The organism is Bradyrhizobium sp. USDA 327 (genome assembly GCF_041262065.1).
Lineage (GTDB): Bacteria > Pseudomonadota > Alphaproteobacteria > Rhizobiales > Xanthobacteraceae > Bradyrhizobium > Bradyrhizobium liaoningense.
Genome location: NZ_JBGCCW010000001.1, coordinates 8,118,573 through 8,134,774 on the forward strand (window position 1 = coordinate 8,118,573; position 16,202 = coordinate 8,134,774).

Here is a 16,202-nt window from a genome sequence, read left to right on the forward strand (position 1 = left end):
GAGCCAATACCACGTCGTTCCGGGGCTCGCGCCGCGTGCGCCCCGGAATGACATCTCAAATCAACGGAATATCTCTGCCGAGCGCCCGACATTGGCAGGCGGGCGCGGAATCCCTGGATTGGAATTCGGATTGCGCGGCCCGGGGGCCGGCGTCCATTGGCGCGGCTGCGGAGAGCCGAAGCCGAAGAAATCCCGGCCCGAGGGCGTTGCCTGTGCCGGTTGCTGCGGCGGGACCTGCGGCTTCTTCGGCGCGAGCTTCGGCGGCGCGATCACCGCGGCCGCTCCCGGCGCCCCTTGAGCCGTGCCGCCGTCGGGCGTCGCGGCCATCGGCGTATCGCCCTTGGCCTGCTCACGGCCGACTTCCCGGCGCGGCCAGGCATAATCGTCGGCGCGGCCGGCTGGAGCCGCCAGCGGTTCACCCTTCACCATGGCCTTGGCCGCGAGCGCATCGACGGCAGCGGGACGCGTGCCCGGCCCGCCCAGCAATTGATCGGTCGAAATCGAGGCTGCAACCAGCGGCACGATCGGCCCTGCCAGCGGCCGCGGCGCGGGCTTGCCCGGCTCGGCGCTGGTATCGGGGGTGGCAGGCTCGCTCGGCAGCGCGATCGGGCCGGAACGTCCCGCAAGCAGGCGCGTGATCTCGCGCTCGACATAATGCGCGAGCTTGCGCGCGCCGGCCTTGGTGAAATAGACGCCGTCGGAGCTGCGGAGCTGACGGATCTGGCCTTCGAAGTCCGGGCCCTTCTGGAGGAAGCGGCCGGCCTCGTCGACGAAGCCGTCCCACACGTCGACATAGGTGATGCCGGCCTTGGCCGCGCCCTCACGGTACAGCGAATCCAGGAACAGCGTGTCCGCGGTGCCCTTCGTTCCGCGAACTGCGGGCAGGCCGACCCAGAGCACCGGCACGCCCTTGGCCTTGAGGATGTTGGCGAGCTCCTCGATCTTCTTGCCGTAGAGCTCGACCCAGCGGTCGTCGCGGAATTCGTAGAGGCCGTTCGGGTTGCGCGCGGTCTTCTCCGGCGCCGCCGCGGGCGTATCGGCATTGTCGGCATCGTCCTGCGGCAGATCGGCATCGGCCGGCTTCTCGTCCGGCTTGGCCGCGGTATCGGTGCCGGGCTTCGTCTCGCCGGGCTTGGCGTCGCCCGGCTTTGCCTGCGGCTTGGCGCGCGCGCCTTTGTCGCTCTTCTTGTCTTTGTCCTTTTCCGCGGCCGCCTTGTCGGCGACGGGCTCGCGGATCGCGGAGCGGTCGTTGAGGCCGAGCATGACGACGATCACGTCGGGCTTCTCGGTCTCGAGAATGCCCCTGGCCGCCGCCGCCCAGTCCGCGGGCTCACCCTTCGGCTGATACTTGATGAGGCCCGACGTGGTCTTGTGCTTGCGGATCACGCCCATGTCGGGCTGCTCGCTGTAGGCGTCTTCCAGGCCGTAAGCGAGCCAGTCGGCCATGGCATCGCCGATCACCAGCACGTTCTTCTCAGGGATGGTGTCGCGTTTCGCCGGCGCCGGTGCGCGCGAAAAATCCTGACGCGGCGCCTGCGGCTGTTGCGGCGGGTACGGTGCGAAGAAGTCGCCGCCGAACCATCCGCCACCTCCGCCGCCGCCCCGTGGTGGCGGGGCCGCGCGCTGCGGCGGGCCGCCGAAACCGGGGAAGTTGAAGAACTGCGCCGAGGCAGGTCCTGCGACCGAGACCAGGATCGCAAGCGCCGTCCCCAGCGCGATCAACGGGCCGGTCTCGGTCAGCACCTTGAACAGGGACTTCTTCGACATGCGATCTCGGGCGCGCGCGAGGGGATTGGAAGCAGCTCGATATAATAACGGAATCAGGCCGCAAACGGGCAGATTCTCTTTGCAGATTCTTCTCCATAGGCCGGGGAACGGCCGCCGGCGTCAAGCCGCCTGTCGAAATCCCGCCTCAGGGTTACTTTCGGCGCGATTTTACCGCCCGCGCAGCCGGTCCAGCACGTCCGATGAGGCAAATCCGTCGGCGGGGACCCCGATCGAGGCCTGGAAGTTGCGCAGGGCTTCCCGGGTCTGGCCGCCGAACTGGCCGTCCGGGGTTCCCTTGTAGAAGCCGCGCTGGGCCAGCAGCTGCTGCAATTCCAGCCGCTCGGTGCGCGCCAGCTCCCGCTCCTGGCGCGGCCAGGGCTGCACGAAGGGCTGCCCTCCGCGCAGGCGATCGGCGAAATGGCCGATCGCCAGCGCATAGGCCTCGGCCGGGTTGTACTTCATGATGACGCGGTAATTCTGCAGCATCAGGAAGCCCGGTCCTTGCGCGCCGGCCGGTGCCAGCAGATAGGCTTTCTCCGCCGGGTGCGGGAAGGGCTGCCCCGTCGCCCGCTTCAGCCCAAGCTTCTCCCATTGCGCGATCGTCATCGCCTTGGCGCGGTCGGCCAGCATGTAGTTGAAGCCCTGGGGCACGACGACCTCGTAGCCCCAGGTCTGGCCGGACTGCCAGCCGTCCTTCTTCAGGTTGTTGGCGGTGGAGGCGATCAGGTCGGTGGGATTGTCGACGACGTCGCGCCTGCCGTCACCGTCGCCGTCGACCGCAAAGCGCTTGAACGCGGTCGGCATGAACTGGGTCGGGCCGAAGGCGCCGGCCCAGGAGCCGCGCAGCTGCTCAGGCCTGAGATCGCCGCGGTTGAGGATCTCCAGCGCGGAGAGGAACTCGTCCTTGAAATAGGCCTGGCGGCGGCCGATGCAGGCGAGCGTCGCGGTCGATTGCAGCACGCTGCGGTCGCCCATCTGCGTCGAGTAATTGGACTCGATGCCCCAGATCGAGGCGATGATGTAGCGGTCGACGCCGGTGGCCCTTTCGGTGGCGTCGAACTGCGCCTTGTACTTGGCGAGAATTTCGCGGCCCTTGGCGAGGCGGTTGTCGTTCACCAGGATGTCGAGATAGTCCCAGATCGACTTGGTGAACTCCGGCTGCGAGTCCATGAGGTCCATGATGCGCAGGTCGGGACCAAGGCCTGCGGTGAAGCGCTGAAAATTCTCCTGCGTGATGCCGCGCCGTGCGGCATCGGGCCACATCGCGGCGACGCAATTGCTGAAATTGCCGGCGGCCTCGCGGATCGCGGCGGCCGTCATCAACGGATGGCCCGAGGCGCCGTCCTCGCCGCTCCAGGGTTGAGCGCCGCCGTTGACGGGAGGCGCTTGCGAAGGTGCCGGATTGGCGCCGGAGAAGATGCCGCCGAACAGGTTGGACAGGCCGTTCTGCGCCTGGGCGTGCGCGCAGGCCGGCAGCAGCGAGGCGGCAGCGACCATCGCTGCGCCGGTCAGAAATCCCGCCCGTTTTGCCAGCCCTGCCATCGTTTGCATCATGTCCCACCCGTCGGCCTGAAAAAATCCGCCACAGGAGGCCCGGTTAGCGTTGCCAATAGCTTAACAAAGGTGAAATTTTGGTGGCGGCCTTTTTCTTAACTCCGACCGGGCGAGGCCCCACATCCGCCTTTGTTGCCGGCTGCAAACAGGCTAGCAAGATGCCATTGCTCCCGTCACATGTGCCCCCAGGTATTCGATCAATCACATGAGAATTCGCAAAGCTGTATTCCCCGTCGCCGGCCTCGGCACCCGCGTCCTGCCTGCCACCAAGGCGATGCCGAAGGAAATGCTGACCATCGTCGACAAGCCGCTGATCCAGTACGTCTATGACGAGGCGAAGGAAGCCGGCATCGAGCACTTCATCTTCGTCACCGGCCGTAACAAAAGTGTCATCGAGGATCATTTCGACCGCATGTTCGAGCTCGACACGACGCTGGCCGCGCGCGGCAAGAAGGCCGAGCAGGACATCCTGGCGCAGAACCAGCCGGAAGCCGGCGCCGTCAGCTTCACCCGCCAGCAGGCGCCGCTCGGCCTCGGCCACGCCGTCTGGTGCGCGCGCGACATCGTCGGCAACGAGCCGTTCGCGGTCGTACTGCCCGACGAGCTCGTGCTCAACACGCCCGGCTGCCTGAAGCAGATGATCGAGATGGCATCCTCGCTTGGCGAAAAATCCAATCTGATCGCGGTCGAGGCGGTGCCCGATCACCTGACCCATCAATACGGTATCTGCGGCGTCGGCAAGCGCAACGGCAAGATGTTCGAGGTCGACGGCATGGTCGAGAAGCCGGCCAAGGGCACGGCGCCCTCCAATCTCTCGATCACCGGCCGCTACATCCTTCAGCCGGAGATCTTCAAGATCCTGGAGACCCAGGAGCGCGGCGCCGGCGGCGAGATCCAGCTCACCGACGCCATGATCGGGCTTGCCAAGACGCAGAAATTCTACGGCGTCGAGTTCGAGGGCGAGCGCCATGATTGCGGCTCCAAGCCCGGTTTCCTGCGCGCCAACATCGCCTACGGCATGAAGCGCCCGGAATTGCGCGACGGACTGATCGCCGAGATGAAGAAGTATCTGGGGCAGTAGGCGGCTATACTCCTCGGTGTCGTCCCTGCGAACGCAGGGACCCATACCGCGTGATCCATCGCTCGCGTTCGGTCGAAGTACCGAACGGCCAGTCTTCGCCAAACTCTTGCCTGTGGTTATGGATCCCGGCGTTCGCCGGGACGACACCGATGGTGTGGCGGATTGCGTCGCGCCGCACCACAGCCGTGGAGCAGCCTCACGCCACCCGCGACAGCTTCGGAATGCTGGCGACCACCGACTGGTTGCGCCCAGCGGCTTTTGCGGCATAGAGCGCCTTGTCGGCGGCGGCGACCAGGACCGGCCAGTCCATGCCGGCGGCGGGCACGAGGCTGGCGATTCCGCAGGAGACCGTCGAGGCCGCCTGATCGTCGGACCAGCCCTGCACCTTGAGGCGGATCTTCTCGGCGACTTTGAAGGCGTCGTCGGCCGAGGTGTTCGGCAGCAACACGGCGAATTCCTCGCCGCCATAGCGCGCGGCGCAGTCGCCGGCGCGGCTCACGGAATCTGAAATGCAGATGGCGATGCCGACCAGCACCTGGTCGCCGGCCTGGTGGCCGAACGTGTCGTTGTAGGCCTTGAAATGATCGGCATCGATCATCAGGAGCGCGAGCGGCGCCCTCTGGCGCATCGCGCGCCGCCATTCGACATCAATGACGGTATCGAATTTGCGGCGGTTCCTCAGGCCCGTGAGCGCATCCGTCGTCGCCATCTCCTCGAGCTTGCGTTCGGCCTCGGCGCGCCGCCCGATCTCGCGCGCGAGCACGAGCGTCGATCCCAGCACGAACAACGCGAGCACCAGCACCACGGCGCCGATGCGCAACGCCTCCCTCTGCCAAAGTGCGAACACTGCGGCCAGGGGCTTGCCTGCCACCACGAATAGCGGTCGGCTGTCGCCGCTGCGGACATAGAGCCGCGGCGTCGGATCGACCGGGCCCTGTCCGGAATAGGAGGCGCCGGCCCGGAGATTGTCGGCCTTCCAGCTCCGGCGGTCGTTCAGGTTCGTGCCGATGACGTCGAGATCGAACGGCCGCCGCATCATGATGGTACGGTCGCGCTTGAGCACGGTGATGGTGTCTTCAGGGTCCAGGTTCAGCCGCTCGAACAATTCGTGGAAATAGCTGAAGCGGATCGAGCCGGCGACGACTCCGAGGAAGCCGCCGTCGGTATCGCTGATGCGCCGGCTCAGCACGATGGAATAGGCGCCGCGGAACAGCATCGGGCGGCTGATGAAGAGCCCGGCTCCGGGATTGTCGCGGTGGACCGTGAAATAGTCCTCCTCGCTCCGGTTCTCGGTGAGCGGATCGAGCGTGGAAGCGTCGATGATCAGCCGGCCCTCGGCATCGAACACCTGGATGGCGCCGAAATGCCGGGCCGTCGTCGCGTGGTCGAACAGGATCAGGTGGCGGATCGTCTTGGAGACAGTCGCGAGCTCGGGCAGCAGCATGTTGCTGGCGACCGCCTTCAGCGACAGGTCGTAGATTTCGATGTTGCGGCCGATGTCGGACTCGATGGTGGTCGCGAGGTTCTCCAGCGTCTGGCGGGCGAGCGCCTCCTCGCCGCGGCGCATGTCCAGCATGACGTTGACGCAAATGGCCGAGAAGCCGATCACCGTCACCACGGACGAGATGATCAGCAGCTTCGCCGAAATCCGCCATGGCCGCCGGGCCGTGATTTCGCGCCATCCAAAGGGCATCGTTCGCTCCCGATACCAGTGGATGCGCCCGAAAGCTTGCGTAGTGTTTAAGGCAGGACGGAGCTACCGCAATGAGTTAAGAATCGGTGTATGGGTCGAACGGTTTTTGGCAGGCCGGACGGGACTTCGGACGAGAGGACGCTTGTGAACGACTACGACGCGTTGCGCGACTTTCTGATGCGGCAGAAGCAGGAGGAGTTCGTGCTGAGCTTCGAGCAGATCGAGGAGATCATCGGCGCAGCGCTGCCGCGCGCGGCGCATCGTGCCTCCTGGTGGGACAGCCTGCGCAGCCCCGACATCCAGATGCCGCAACGCGAAGCCTGCCTCGCCGCCGGCTTCGTGGCGACGCGGATGCCGGACGGTCAGAGCGTGCGGTTTACGAAGAAGAAGAACGATAGGCGGCGCTAGTGCGGCTGGCCACGCTGCCTACCCTCCCCTGGAGGGGGAGGGTCGGCTCACATTGAGCGCAGCGAAATGTGAGCCGGGGTGGGGTGACAGTCTCTCCACGTCCAACGGTGCCCGAGTGGAGCGATCACCCCACCCCGCTCGCGCTGCGCGCGATCGACCCTCCCCCTCCAGGGGAGGGTGAGATAAGAGAGCTTTAGCTCGCCGCTTCCAGCCGCACTTCCGTCAGCAGCCGCATCGCCGCATCGGCGTCCATCGGCTCGCCGAAGGCGAAGCCTTGCGCGTATTCGCAGCCCATCTGGTAGAGCTCGACCGCGTCGGAATCGGTCTCGGCGCCCTCCGCCACCACGTCCATGCCGAGATCGTGCGCGAGCGCGATGATCGACTTCAGGATCACCGGGCGGGTGCCGCGGCTGGTGGTGCGCACGAAGGACTGGTCGATCTTGATGGTGTCGAACGGGAAACGCTGGAGATAGGCCAGCGAGGAATGGCCGGTGCCGAAATCGTCGAGCGACAGCCCGGTGCCGAGCTCGCGGATCCGCGTCAGCATCTGCGCCGCGTGCTCCGGATTCTCCATCACCAGCGATTCCGTCAGCTCCAGCTTCAGCGTACCGCGCGCCACCGAGGAGCGCGACAGCACGGTGCGGATGTCGTGGATCAAATCGTGGCGCAGCAATTGCCGCGAGGAGACGTTGACGGAGGCGAAGATCGGGTCGCGCGAGCGCATCGCGCGCTGCCATACCGAGAGCTGCTTTGCAGTCTGGTCGAGCACGAACATGCCGAGGTCGACGATCAGCCCGGTCTCTTCGGCGATGGTGATGAATTCCGACGGCGCCATGCGGCCGAGCTTCGGGTGATCCCAGCGCGCCAGGGCCTCGAAGCCGGCGATCGAACGATCCTCCAGCCGCACGATCGGCTGATAAAGGATGGTGATCTCCTGCCGCTCGATGGCGCGGCGCAATTCGCTCTCCAGCGTCAGCCGGTCCGTCTTCCGCGCGCGCATGGCGGGCTTGTAGACGTCGATGCGGTCGCCGCCGATGCGCTTGGAGTGGTACATCGCCAGCTCGGCGTCCTTGATGATCTCGTCCGTGAGCTGCGTCTGAGGGTCGGACAAGGCGAGGCCGATCGAGGCGGTGAGGAAAATCTCGCGGTCGTTGAAGGCGATCGGCGCGCGGATGGTCTTGCGGATGGTCTCGGCGAAGGCGGTGATGCGCGCCGGGTCCTGTTCGGACAGCAGTATCAGGCCGAACTGGTCGCCGGCCAGTCGCGCCAGCGTGTCCTGCGGCTTCAGGATGCGGGTGAGGCGGCGGGCCAGCGTCAGCAGGATGGAATCGCCGACCGCGATGCCGACGGAATCGTTGACCTGCTTGAAGCGGTCGAGATCGATCACCATCAGCGTCGGCCGCAGCGTCGGCATGGTCTTGGCGAAGTTGGCGACAGCGCCCAGCCGGTCCATGAACAGCTTGCGGTTGGGCAGGCCGGTGAGGTTGTCGTGCACGGAATCGTGCAGCAGGCGTTCCTCGGCGTTGCGGAGCTCGGTGACGTCGGTGAGCGTGCCGACGACGCGCGAGACCTCGCCGTCGGAGCCGACCACGGGGCGGGCCTTCAGCGCGAACCACATGAAATGACCGTCCGGCGTGCGCAGGCGGAAATCCTGCACCAGCCGGCCGCGGCGCTGGTCGAGCACGCTGTCGAGCGCGGCGCGGAAACGGTCCTGGTCGAGCGGATGCAGCACCTCGAGCCAGGACGCCGCGGGGCCTTCCAGCGTGCCGCGCTTGAGTCCGAGCAGGGCCTCGGTCTCGGGGCTGGTGAACACCTTGTCGGCGGACACGTCCCAATCCCAGATCAGATCGCCGGAGCCGGCGAGCGCCAGCGCCCGCCGCTCGATGTCGGAGACGATGCCGGTGGTGGCGCCGCCGCCGGCGAAGGCGTGCTGCATCACCGTGAATCCGATCAGCATCACGATCAGCACGAGGCCGCCGAGCAGGGCCGGGCCGACGATGTCGTTGGTGACGGAGCCTGCGACGGTCATGCCGGCCGCGACCACCCAGACCACCAGCAGGAACCAGGTCGGGATCAAGAGCACCGCGCGGTCGAAGCCGTGGGTGGAGAGATAGACGATCAGCGCAAAGCCGGCGAAGGCGATCAGCACCAGCGAGATGCGTGCGATGCCGGAGGCCACGGCCGGATCGAACAGCGCCAGGGCCACCAGGGAGCCGAGGAAGGCGAGCCAGCCGATCGTGATGTGGGAATAGCGCACGTGCCAGCGGCTGAGATTGAGGTACGCGAACAGGAACACCAGCAGCGTTGCCGCGAGGATGGCCTCGCCCGCCGCGCGCCAGATGCGCTCGGCGTTGTTCGACATGTCGAGCACTTTGCCCCAGAAGCCGAAATCGACGCCGATATAGACCAGCACCGCCCAGGCCAGCGCCGCGGCGGCCGGGAACATGATGCTGCCCTTGACGACGAACAGGATGGTCAGCACCAGCGCGAGCAGGCCGGAAATGCCGATCACGATGCCCTGGTAGAGCGTGAAGGAATTGACCTTGTCCTTGTAGGATTCCGGCTCCCACAGATAGAGCTGCGGCAGCTTGTCGGTGCGCAGCTCCGCGACGAAGGTGACGACGGCGCCGGGGTCGAGCGTGATGCGGAACACGTCGGCGGTGGCGCTTTCCTGACGTTCCGGCCGGTCGCCGATCGAGGGCGTGATGGTCGCGATGCGCGACAGGCCGAGGTCGGGCCACAGCAGCCCCGAGGAGACGATGCGATAGTGCGGGGCGACGATCAGGCGGTCGAGCTGGTCGTCGGTGTTGTTGGCGAGCGCGAACACCACCCAGTTCTGCCCGCCTTCGCGGGCGCGCACCTCGATGCGGCGGACGATGCCGTCGGTGCCGGGCGCGGTGGAGACCTGGATGCGATCGGCATCGCTGCGCTGATGCTCGAGCACGCCGGTGAGGTCGATCGCGGGCGCGTCGCTGCGGACGCTGACGGCGTCCAGCGCGCGCGCGGGATACGCGGCGACAAGAATCATGAGGCCCAGCGCGATGGGCGCGAGGCATCTGATCAGACGCAAGGTCAATTCTCCGCGTTCGACGCAAACTCTGAGTGCAAGGCGAATCTAGAAGGCGATTCAAACCGGACCGAAGTGGTTCGGCGCGTCGCGATAGATGCCACGAAAGCGAGGAAAATCAAAGGGTTTCCGGCCTGGCCTGTGGGCCGGTGGCCTAGGCCTCCAACACAATTTTGCCAATATGTGCGCTGGTTTCCATGCGCCGGTGGGCATCCGCCGCCTTTTCCAGCGGGAAAGCGCTGTCCATGACCGGCTTGATGCGGCCTTCGCGCAAGAGCGGCATCACTTTCGCCTCGATCGCGGTCACCATCGCCGCCTTGTCCGCATTAGTACGGGGGCGCAGCGTCGAGCCGGTATGGGTCAGGCGCTTGACCATCACCTTGGCGATGTTGACGCTGACCTTGGGGCCGTTGAGGGTGGCGATCTGGACGATGCGGCCATCGACCGCCGCGGCATCATAGTTGCGGTCGACATAGTCGCCGGCGACCATGTCGAGGATCAGGTTGACGCCGACGTTGTTGGTCTCGGCCTTGACCACGGCGACGAAGTCCTCGGTCTTGTAGTTGATGGCACGGTCGGCGCCCAGCTTGAGGCAGGCGTCGATCTTGTCCTGCGATCCCACGGTGACGAACACCTTCGCGCCGAATGCTTTCGCAAGCTGGATCGCCATGGTGCCGATGCCGGAGGAGCCGCCGTGGATCAGCAGCGTCTCGCCGGCCTTGAGGCCGCCGCGCTCGAACACGTTGTGCCAGACCGTCATCAGGGTTTCCGGCAGCGCGCCGGCTTCCTTGATCGACAGTGCCGGCGGCACGCTCATCGCCTGGGCATCCTGGGCGATGCAGTACTGCGCATAGCCGCCGCCGGCGACCAGCGACATCACCTTGTCGCCAACCTTGTGCCGCCTGGCATTGCTGCCCACCGCCACCACTTCGCCCGCAATCTCGAGGCCCGGCAGGTCGCTGGCGCCCGGTGGCGGCGGATAGGCGCCGGAGCGTTGCGCGATGTCAGGCCGGTTCACGCCCGCGGCCTCGACCTTGACCAGGATCTCGTCCGGACCGGGCTGCGGAACGGGGCGTTGTTCCGGCACCAGCACCTCCGGTCCGCCGGGCTTGGAGATGGCGATCACGGTCATTTGCGCGGGCAGCTTGTCCATGATGGGTCCTTGAGCAAAGGTGCGGGATGCAACGAGACCCTTGCTTAGCCAGCGCGGTCCAAGCTGGCAACCGCCTCGGCATTGTGGTCCGCGCGAACGCAGGAGGAACGAGGATGGCGATGGAAGACGACGACCGCCCGCGCAGGAAGATCACGCACGAGATCGGCCAGGATCTTTCACTGTTGTCGGTCGAGGAACTGACCGAGCGCGTCGCACTGCTCAAGACCGAGATCGCAAGACTGGAGGAAGCCGCCACCAGGAAGCGTGCCTCGCGCGATGCGGCGAACAGCATTTTCAAGACGTAGCCGGCCACATCAACAGCGGTCGTCCCGGACAAGCGCGCCTCAAGCGCGCGCAGATCCGGGACCCATACTCCCAGGACGAGGTCGTTGCGCGAGGCCGGCAACTCCGAGTCCCCGTCACCACATCCGCCGGTGGCCATGGATCCCGGATCTGCGCTCCGCTTGTCCGGGATGACGGCGGAGTGTGTCGCTGAGTTGGGTGACCGCCAACTCTTGTTCCGCTCTGCACTCGGCCGCTGGCCGACATGGCTAACGAACTCTCAAAAAATTAGCTCGTTTACGGTCGATTAAGCTTTCGGGTTTATGACTGGAACTGTCCTCGTTTGGACACCGAGTGGCTCCTGTCCACTCTGTTTGACGCCTCCCTGTTATCAACTTTCAAAGCCGCCGGTCTCCGGCGGCTCTTTTTTGCGCAAAGCAGAGCGGATGCCGCTTCGCGTCCAGAATACGCGTCGAAACAAGAATATCCGCCCAGTTGCATTGCGAGGAATGACCCGCGGAAACCATATCCGCGCTTGTCACTGGACTCCGCGCTCCCGGCGCGCAATGATTTGTTCATCATAAGCCGGCGCCAAGCCGGACAGTCAAACAGTTGCGTAAGGGGCGTTAACCATGGAACGTTTGCAGGCCGAAGGCGCTCTCGTTCAGCTCAGCGAGCGGTTCACCAATTCTGCGGCGTTCGGCGCTCTGTTCCGTGAAGGCATGGACCTCGTCGAAGAGACTGCCGCCTATCTCGACGGCGCCGGCCGCGTCGAGGCCAAGGCACTCGATCGCGCCGTCAGCCTCACCTATGCGACCGAGAGCATGCGCCTCACCACGCGCCTGATGCAGCTTGCTTCCTGGCTGCTGTTGCACCGCGCGGTGAAGGAGGGCGAGATGACACTGAGCCAGGCCAACCGCGAGAAGACCAAGGTCAAGCTCACCGCCGCCGATCCCGGTCCCGCCGACACCGTCGAGAAGCTGCCCGCGCAGCTCCAGGACCTGATCCATCGCTCGATGAGTCTGCAGACCCGCGTGCGCCGCCTCGACAGCACGATCCACACCCCGCCGGTCGAGCACGTGGCGATCGGCAACCCGCTTGTGCCGCACCTCAACGCGCTGAAGGCGGCGTTCGAGCGGTAAGCTATTTCATCGTCGTTCCGGGGCGCGCGAACCCGGAATGACGGTGTGGTAGAAAACAAAAAACGCCCCCGGTCTGCCGGGGGCGTTTTGCGTCTCGGCCTTGCGGCCGGCTCAATCCTTTTTGAGAAAGCCCGAAAACTTCTTCTGGAAGCGCGAGACGCGGCCGCCGCGGTCCATGATCTGCGTGGAGCCGCCGGTCCAGGCCGGGTGCGACTTCGGGTCGATGTCGAGGTTCAACGTGTCGCCTTCCTTGCCCCAGGTCGAGCGGGTCAGGTACTCGGTTCCGTCGGTCATGACGACCTTAATCGTATGATAATCCGGATGAATTTCGGCTTTCATGGCAATTCCTCGGCGCTCCGGCGCCTTCTTGGGTGGCTAGCGAATGACGGATTTGGGCGGCTCTATACCGCACGATACCCGGCAAAACAAGCCGTGCCGGTTGTCGAACCGGGTTTGCCCCTAGGGGACTTCCCGGATTTGCCACTACCCTTGCACCGGCCTATTGGGAGCAAACCAATGCAATAGGTCGGATATCATGAGCGCAGTGGAACGGCTTGATGACCAGGATGTCAATCGGCCCGCAATGAACGCCGCGGACATCCCGTCGATCGAGGCCGAGCTGATCGAAGAGCCCGCCAAGGGGCGCGCCAAGCTGCGGCCGCTGCTTGCGCTCGCGCCCTATGTGAGCCGCTATCGCGGCCGGGCGGCGCTGGCCTTCGTCGCGCTCACGGTCGCCGCGCTGACGATGCTGCTGGTGCCGATCGCGGTGCGCAGGATGATCGATTTCGGCCTGACGCCTGAGGGCATCGAGCTGATCAACAGCTACTTCTCGGTGATGCTCGCGGTGGTGGGTGTGCTCGCGCTGGCGAGCGCGGCGCGCTACTACCTCGTGATGACGATCGGCGAGCGCATCGTCGCCGACCTCAGGCGCGACGTCTTCGCCCATCTGCTCTCGCTCTCCCCCGCCTTCTTCGATTCCGCCCGCAGCGGCGAGTTGATCTCGCGCCTGACCGCCGACACCACCCAGCTCAAATCGGCCGTCGGCGCCTCGGTCTCGATCGCGCTGCGCAACCTGATGATGTTTCTGGGCGCCGCGGCGATGATGGTGATCACGAGCCCGAAGCTGTCCGGCTTCGTGCTGCTGGCCATTCCCCTGATCGTGCTGCCGCTGGTGGCCTTCGGGCGCTGGGTGCGGCGCCTGTCGCGCAATGCGCAGGACACGCTCGCAGAAGCCTCGGCCTATGCCGGCGAGCTGGTCGGCGCGATCCGCACCGTGCAGGCCTATACCAGCGAGCAATTTGCCGAGAAGCGTTTCGGCGGCGAGGTCGAACAGGCCTATGAGGCCGCGCGAACCTCGACCCAGGCCCGCGCCGTGCTCACGGCCATCATCATCTTCATCGTGTTCGCGAGCGTGGTCGCCATCCTCTGGATCGGCTCGCACGACGTGCTGAGCGGCGCGATCACACCGGGCCGGCTCGGCCAGTTCGTGCTTTATGCCGTGTTCGCCGCGGCGGGCCTCGGCCAGCTCAGCGAGGTCTGGGGCGAGGTCTCGGCGGCCTCGGGCGCGGCCGAGCGCCTGTTCGAGATCCTGCATGTGAGGCCCGAGATCACCGCGCCCGCGGCGCCGCGGGCGCTGCCGGTGCCGGCGCGCGGCGAGGTCGGTTTCGATCAGGTCAGCTTCGCCTATCCGGCGCGGTCCGACGTCAAGGTGCTCGACGCCGTGTCGTTTACCGTGCGCCCCGGCGAGAAGGTCGCGATCGTCGGTCCCTCCGGCGCCGGCAAGAGCACCATCTTTCATCTCTTGCTGCGCTTCTACGATCCGCGCAGCGGGACGATCTCGCTCGACGGCGTGCCGGTCAAATCCGCCGACCCGCGCGATTTCCGGGCCCGCATCGCGCTGGTGCCGCAGGACTCGGTGGTGTTCGCGGCGACCGCCCGCGAGAACATCCGCTTCGGCCGGCCCGATGCGACCGATGCCGAGGTCGAGCGCGCCGCCGAGCTGGCGCATGCCGCCGAGTTCATCCGCCGCCTGCCCGAAGGTTTCGAGACGGCGCTCGGCGAGCGCGGCGTGACGCTCTCAGGCGGCCAGCGCCAGCGCATCGCGATCGCGCGCGCCATCCTGCGCGATGCGCCGCTGCTGCTGCTGGACGAGGCCACCTCCGCGCTCGACGCGGAAAGCGAGACGCTGGTGCAGACCGCGCTGGAAGAGCTGATGCGCCACCGCACCACGCTCGTGATCGCGCATCGCCTCGCAACCGTGCTCTCCTGCGACCGCATCTTGGTGATGGACCAGGGCCGGATCGTCGAACAGGGCACGCATGCCGAGCTCGTGGCGGCGAACGGACTTTATGCAAGGCTGGCGCGGTTGCAGTTCGAAGGGGCGTAGACGCCTCATACGGCGTCATTGCGAGCGCAATGACGGCGGAAAGTGCCGGGGCATCACGCCCGCCATTCCATCTTCAGCACCGGCCGGCCCGAGGTCGGGTTCACGTCGTCGCCGGCATGGGCAAAGCCGTTGCGCTCGTAGAAGCGGATGGCGCGGGCATTGTCCTTGTTGACGAGCAGCGTGATGCCTGCCGGCGAGAGGCGCTTGGCCTCGTCCACCAGCAGCCGCGCAGCATCCGAGCCCCAGTGCTCCGGATCGACCACGAGCTGGTCGAGATAGCCTTCGCCATCGATCGTGACGAAACCGATCAGCGCACCGTCCTGCTCCGCCACCGCGATCGAGGCCTTCGGCACCAGGTCCTTGCGCCAGCGCTCGCGCCACCATTCCAGCCGTGCCGCGAAGTCGATCTGCGGATAGGCCTGCTGCCAGGTGCGATGCCAGAGCTCGATCGCAGCGGCTTCATCCTCGGGGCGGTAGGGGCGAAGCTGGAGCGCGCTCACTACCGCTCCGTCAGCTTCAGCTCGATGCGGCGGTTGCGCTTGTAGGCCTCCTCGGTGTTGGCGGGATCGAGCGGTTGGAATTCGCCGAAGCCGGCCGCGACGAGGCGCTGGGCGGGCACGCCGAGCGAGATCAGATATTGCACCACCGAGATCGAGCGCGCCGCGGACAGGTCCCAGTTCGACTTGAAGTTCGCGCCGCTGACCGGGCGCACGTCGGTATGGCCGTCGACGCGCAGCACCCAGGGGATCTCGCTCGGGATCTTCTTGTCGAGCTCGATCAGCGCTGTCGCCAGCGTGTCGAGCTCGGCGCGGCCCTCGGGCAGCAACGTCGCCTGGCCGGTATCGAAGAACACTTCGGACTGGAACACGAAGCGGTCGCCGACGATGCGGATGTCGGGGCGGTTGCCGAGAATGGCGCGCAGGCGGCCGAAGAATTCGGAGCGGTAGCGCGACAATTCCTGCACGCGCTGCGCCAGGGCAACGTTCAGGCGAGACCCCAGATCGGCAATTCGATTTTGCGATTCCTTGTCGCGCTTCTCGCTGGCATCCAGCGCCTCTTCCAGGGCCGCCAATTGCCGGCGCAGCGCGCTGATCTGCTGGTTCAACACCTCGATCTGCGCCAGGGCCCGCGCCGAGACGGCCTTCTCCGAGTCCAGGGCCTTGCCGAGTTCGGCGGTCTTGCCTTGCGCGTCGTTGCCGGCGGCAGCAAGGCCGTCATAGAGACCCTTGATGCGGTCGCGCTCGGACTCGGCCGAGGCGAGGCCCGCTTTCAATTGCGAGACCTGGTCGTCGAGGCTGAGCTTGCCGAGCTTCTCCAGCGACAGGAGCTCGTTGAGCTGGGCGATCTTGGCATTGAGCTGCTCCAGCGCCTTGTCCTTGCCGGTGACCTCCTGCGACAGGAAGAACTGCACGACCAGAAACACCGACAGCAGGAACACGATCGACAGCACCAGCGTCGACAGCGCGTCGACGAAGCCGGGCCAGTAGTTGAAGGCGCCTTCGCTGCGGCGGCCGCGCGCTAGAGCCATGTTGTCCGTCTCCACTTTCGTGTCCCGGACGCGCTGCAGCGTGCAACGCTGCTGCGCAGAGCCGGGACCCATATTGTCCCTGACGCTGGGCCCCGGCTCAGCGACGCATCATTTCATGCTGCGTCGCGTCCGGGCCACGAT

At 66.2% G+C, this 16,202-nt stretch carries 13 protein-coding genes; 5 read left to right on the plus strand and 8 right to left on the minus strand.

Translation table 11 applies throughout. The features are described 5' to 3' along the window. Positions 1–60 precede the first annotated feature (60 nt). Together ABIA42_RS38305 and ABIA42_RS38310 are read right to left on the minus strand one after the other, a co-directional pair. Complete coding sequence (locus tag ABIA42_RS38305; protein ID WP_370115856.1) at positions 61–1,767, minus strand: DUF459 domain-containing protein; 1,707 nt, start codon at positions 1,765–1,767, stop codon at positions 61–63. A gap of 168 nt (positions 1,768–1,935) precedes the next feature. After that, positions 1,936–3,321, minus strand: coding sequence for a lytic murein transglycosylase (locus ABIA42_RS38310; RefSeq protein WP_370115855.1), 1,386 nt, complete (start codon positions 3,319–3,321; stop codon positions 1,936–1,938). A gap of 205 nt (positions 3,322–3,526) precedes the next feature. On the opposite strand from ABIA42_RS38310, the gene ABIA42_RS38315 reads away from it, so the two are divergent. Beyond that, on the plus strand, positions 3,527–4,402 hold the full coding sequence (locus ABIA42_RS38315) for a UTP--glucose-1-phosphate uridylyltransferase (protein ID WP_271529735.1): 876 nt from the start codon (positions 3,527–3,529) through the stop codon (positions 4,400–4,402). Between the two features lie 196 nt (positions 4,403–4,598). On the opposite strand, the gene ABIA42_RS38320 is transcribed toward ABIA42_RS38315, so the two are convergent. Beyond that, a complete protein-coding gene (locus ABIA42_RS38320; protein ID WP_271529734.1) occupies positions 4,599–6,095 on the minus strand; it encodes a diguanylate cyclase in 1,497 nt (498 codons plus the stop codon). Between the two features lie 144 nt (positions 6,096–6,239). On the opposite strand from ABIA42_RS38320, the gene ABIA42_RS38325 reads away from it, so the two are divergent. Next, complete coding sequence (locus tag ABIA42_RS38325; protein WP_370115853.1) at positions 6,240–6,503, plus strand: hypothetical protein; 264 nt, start codon at positions 6,240–6,242, stop codon at positions 6,501–6,503. Between the two features lie 193 nt (positions 6,504–6,696). On the opposite strand, the gene ABIA42_RS38330 is transcribed toward ABIA42_RS38325, so the two are convergent. Together ABIA42_RS38330 and ABIA42_RS38335 are read right to left on the minus strand one after the other, a co-directional pair. Beyond that, positions 6,697–9,573, minus strand: coding sequence for an EAL domain-containing protein (locus ABIA42_RS38330; RefSeq protein WP_061880935.1), 2,877 nt, complete (start codon positions 9,571–9,573; stop codon positions 6,697–6,699). A 151-nt stretch (positions 9,574–9,724) separates the two neighbouring features. Beyond that, positions 9,725–10,723, minus strand: coding sequence for an NAD(P)H-quinone oxidoreductase (locus ABIA42_RS38335; protein WP_370115852.1), 999 nt, complete (start codon positions 10,721–10,723; stop codon positions 9,725–9,727). Between the two features lie 113 nt (positions 10,724–10,836). On the opposite strand from ABIA42_RS38335, the gene ABIA42_RS38340 reads away from it, so the two are divergent. Continuing rightward, positions 10,837–11,028: a DUF1192 domain-containing protein gene (locus ABIA42_RS38340; protein ID WP_271529731.1), complete on the plus strand. Its 192-nt coding sequence runs from the start codon at positions 10,837–10,839 to the stop codon at positions 11,026–11,028. A gap of 609 nt (positions 11,029–11,637) precedes the next feature. Further along, positions 11,638–12,147: a DUF1465 family protein gene (locus tag ABIA42_RS38345; protein WP_271529730.1), complete on the plus strand. Its 510-nt coding sequence runs from the start codon at positions 11,638–11,640 to the stop codon at positions 12,145–12,147. A gap of 111 nt (positions 12,148–12,258) precedes the next feature. Here the strand turns inward: ABIA42_RS38345 and rpmE are convergent, their stop codons facing one another. Next, entirely contained in the window at positions 12,259–12,486 is a 228-nt protein-coding gene (gene rpmE / locus ABIA42_RS38350; RefSeq protein ID WP_028182497.1) for a 50S ribosomal protein L31, read from the minus strand. Positions 12,487–12,682: 196 nt separating this feature from the next. On the opposite strand from rpmE, the gene ABIA42_RS38355 reads away from it, so the two are divergent. Then, positions 12,683–14,533, plus strand: coding sequence for an ABC transporter ATP-binding protein/permease (locus tag ABIA42_RS38355; protein ID WP_370143731.1), 1,851 nt, complete (start codon positions 12,683–12,685; stop codon positions 14,531–14,533). 53 nt (positions 14,534–14,586) lie between these two features. On the opposite strand, the gene ABIA42_RS38360 is transcribed toward ABIA42_RS38355, so the two are convergent. Both ABIA42_RS38360 and ABIA42_RS38365 read right to left on the minus strand, forming a co-directional pair. Continuing rightward, on the minus strand, positions 14,587–15,033 hold the full coding sequence (locus tag ABIA42_RS38360) for a GNAT family N-acetyltransferase (RefSeq protein ID WP_370115850.1): 447 nt from the start codon (positions 15,031–15,033) through the stop codon (positions 14,587–14,589). Then, the gene (locus ABIA42_RS38365) at positions 15,033–16,061 is read right to left on the minus strand and encodes a peptidoglycan -binding protein (RefSeq protein WP_370115849.1); all 1,029 of its coding nucleotides are present in this window, start codon (positions 16,059–16,061) and stop codon (positions 15,033–15,035) included. The genes ABIA42_RS38360 and ABIA42_RS38365 overlap by 1 nt, the downstream gene beginning before the upstream one ends. Between the last annotated feature and the right edge of the window lie 141 nt (positions 16,062–16,202).

What these genes read in the sequence shown, in the direction of transcription:
- ABIA42_RS38305 (WP_370115856.1), bottom strand. Translation starts at nt 1,767, where the DNA reads ATGTCGAAGAAGTCCCTGTTCAAGGTGCTGACCGAGACCGGCCCGTTG.
- ABIA42_RS38310 (WP_370115855.1), bottom strand. Translation starts at nt 3,321, where the DNA reads ATGATGCAAACGATGGCAGGGCTGGCAAAACGGGCGGGATTTCTGACC.
- ABIA42_RS38315 (WP_271529735.1), top strand. Translation starts at nt 3,527, where the DNA reads ATGAGAATTCGCAAAGCTGTATTCCCCGTCGCCGGCCTCGGCACCCGC.
- ABIA42_RS38320 (WP_271529734.1), bottom strand. Translation starts at nt 6,095, where the DNA reads ATGCCCTTTGGATGGCGCGAAATCACGGCCCGGCGGCCATGGCGGATT.
- ABIA42_RS38335 (WP_370115852.1), bottom strand. Translation starts at nt 10,723, where the DNA reads ATGGACAAGCTGCCCGCGCAAATGACCGTGATCGCCATCTCCAAGCCC.
- ABIA42_RS38340 (WP_271529731.1), top strand. Translation starts at nt 10,837, where the DNA reads ATGGCGATGGAAGACGACGACCGCCCGCGCAGGAAGATCACGCACGAG.
- ABIA42_RS38345 (WP_271529730.1), top strand. Translation starts at nt 11,638, where the DNA reads ATGGAACGTTTGCAGGCCGAAGGCGCTCTCGTTCAGCTCAGCGAGCGG.
- rpmE (WP_028182497.1), bottom strand. Translation starts at nt 12,486, where the DNA reads ATGAAAGCCGAAATTCATCCGGATTATCATACGATTAAGGTCGTCATG.
- ABIA42_RS38355 (WP_370143731.1), top strand. Translation starts at nt 12,683, where the DNA reads ATGAGCGCAGTGGAACGGCTTGATGACCAGGATGTCAATCGGCCCGCA.
- ABIA42_RS38365 (WP_370115849.1), bottom strand. Translation starts at nt 16,061, where the DNA reads ATGGCTCTAGCGCGCGGCCGCCGCAGCGAAGGCGCCTTCAACTACTGG.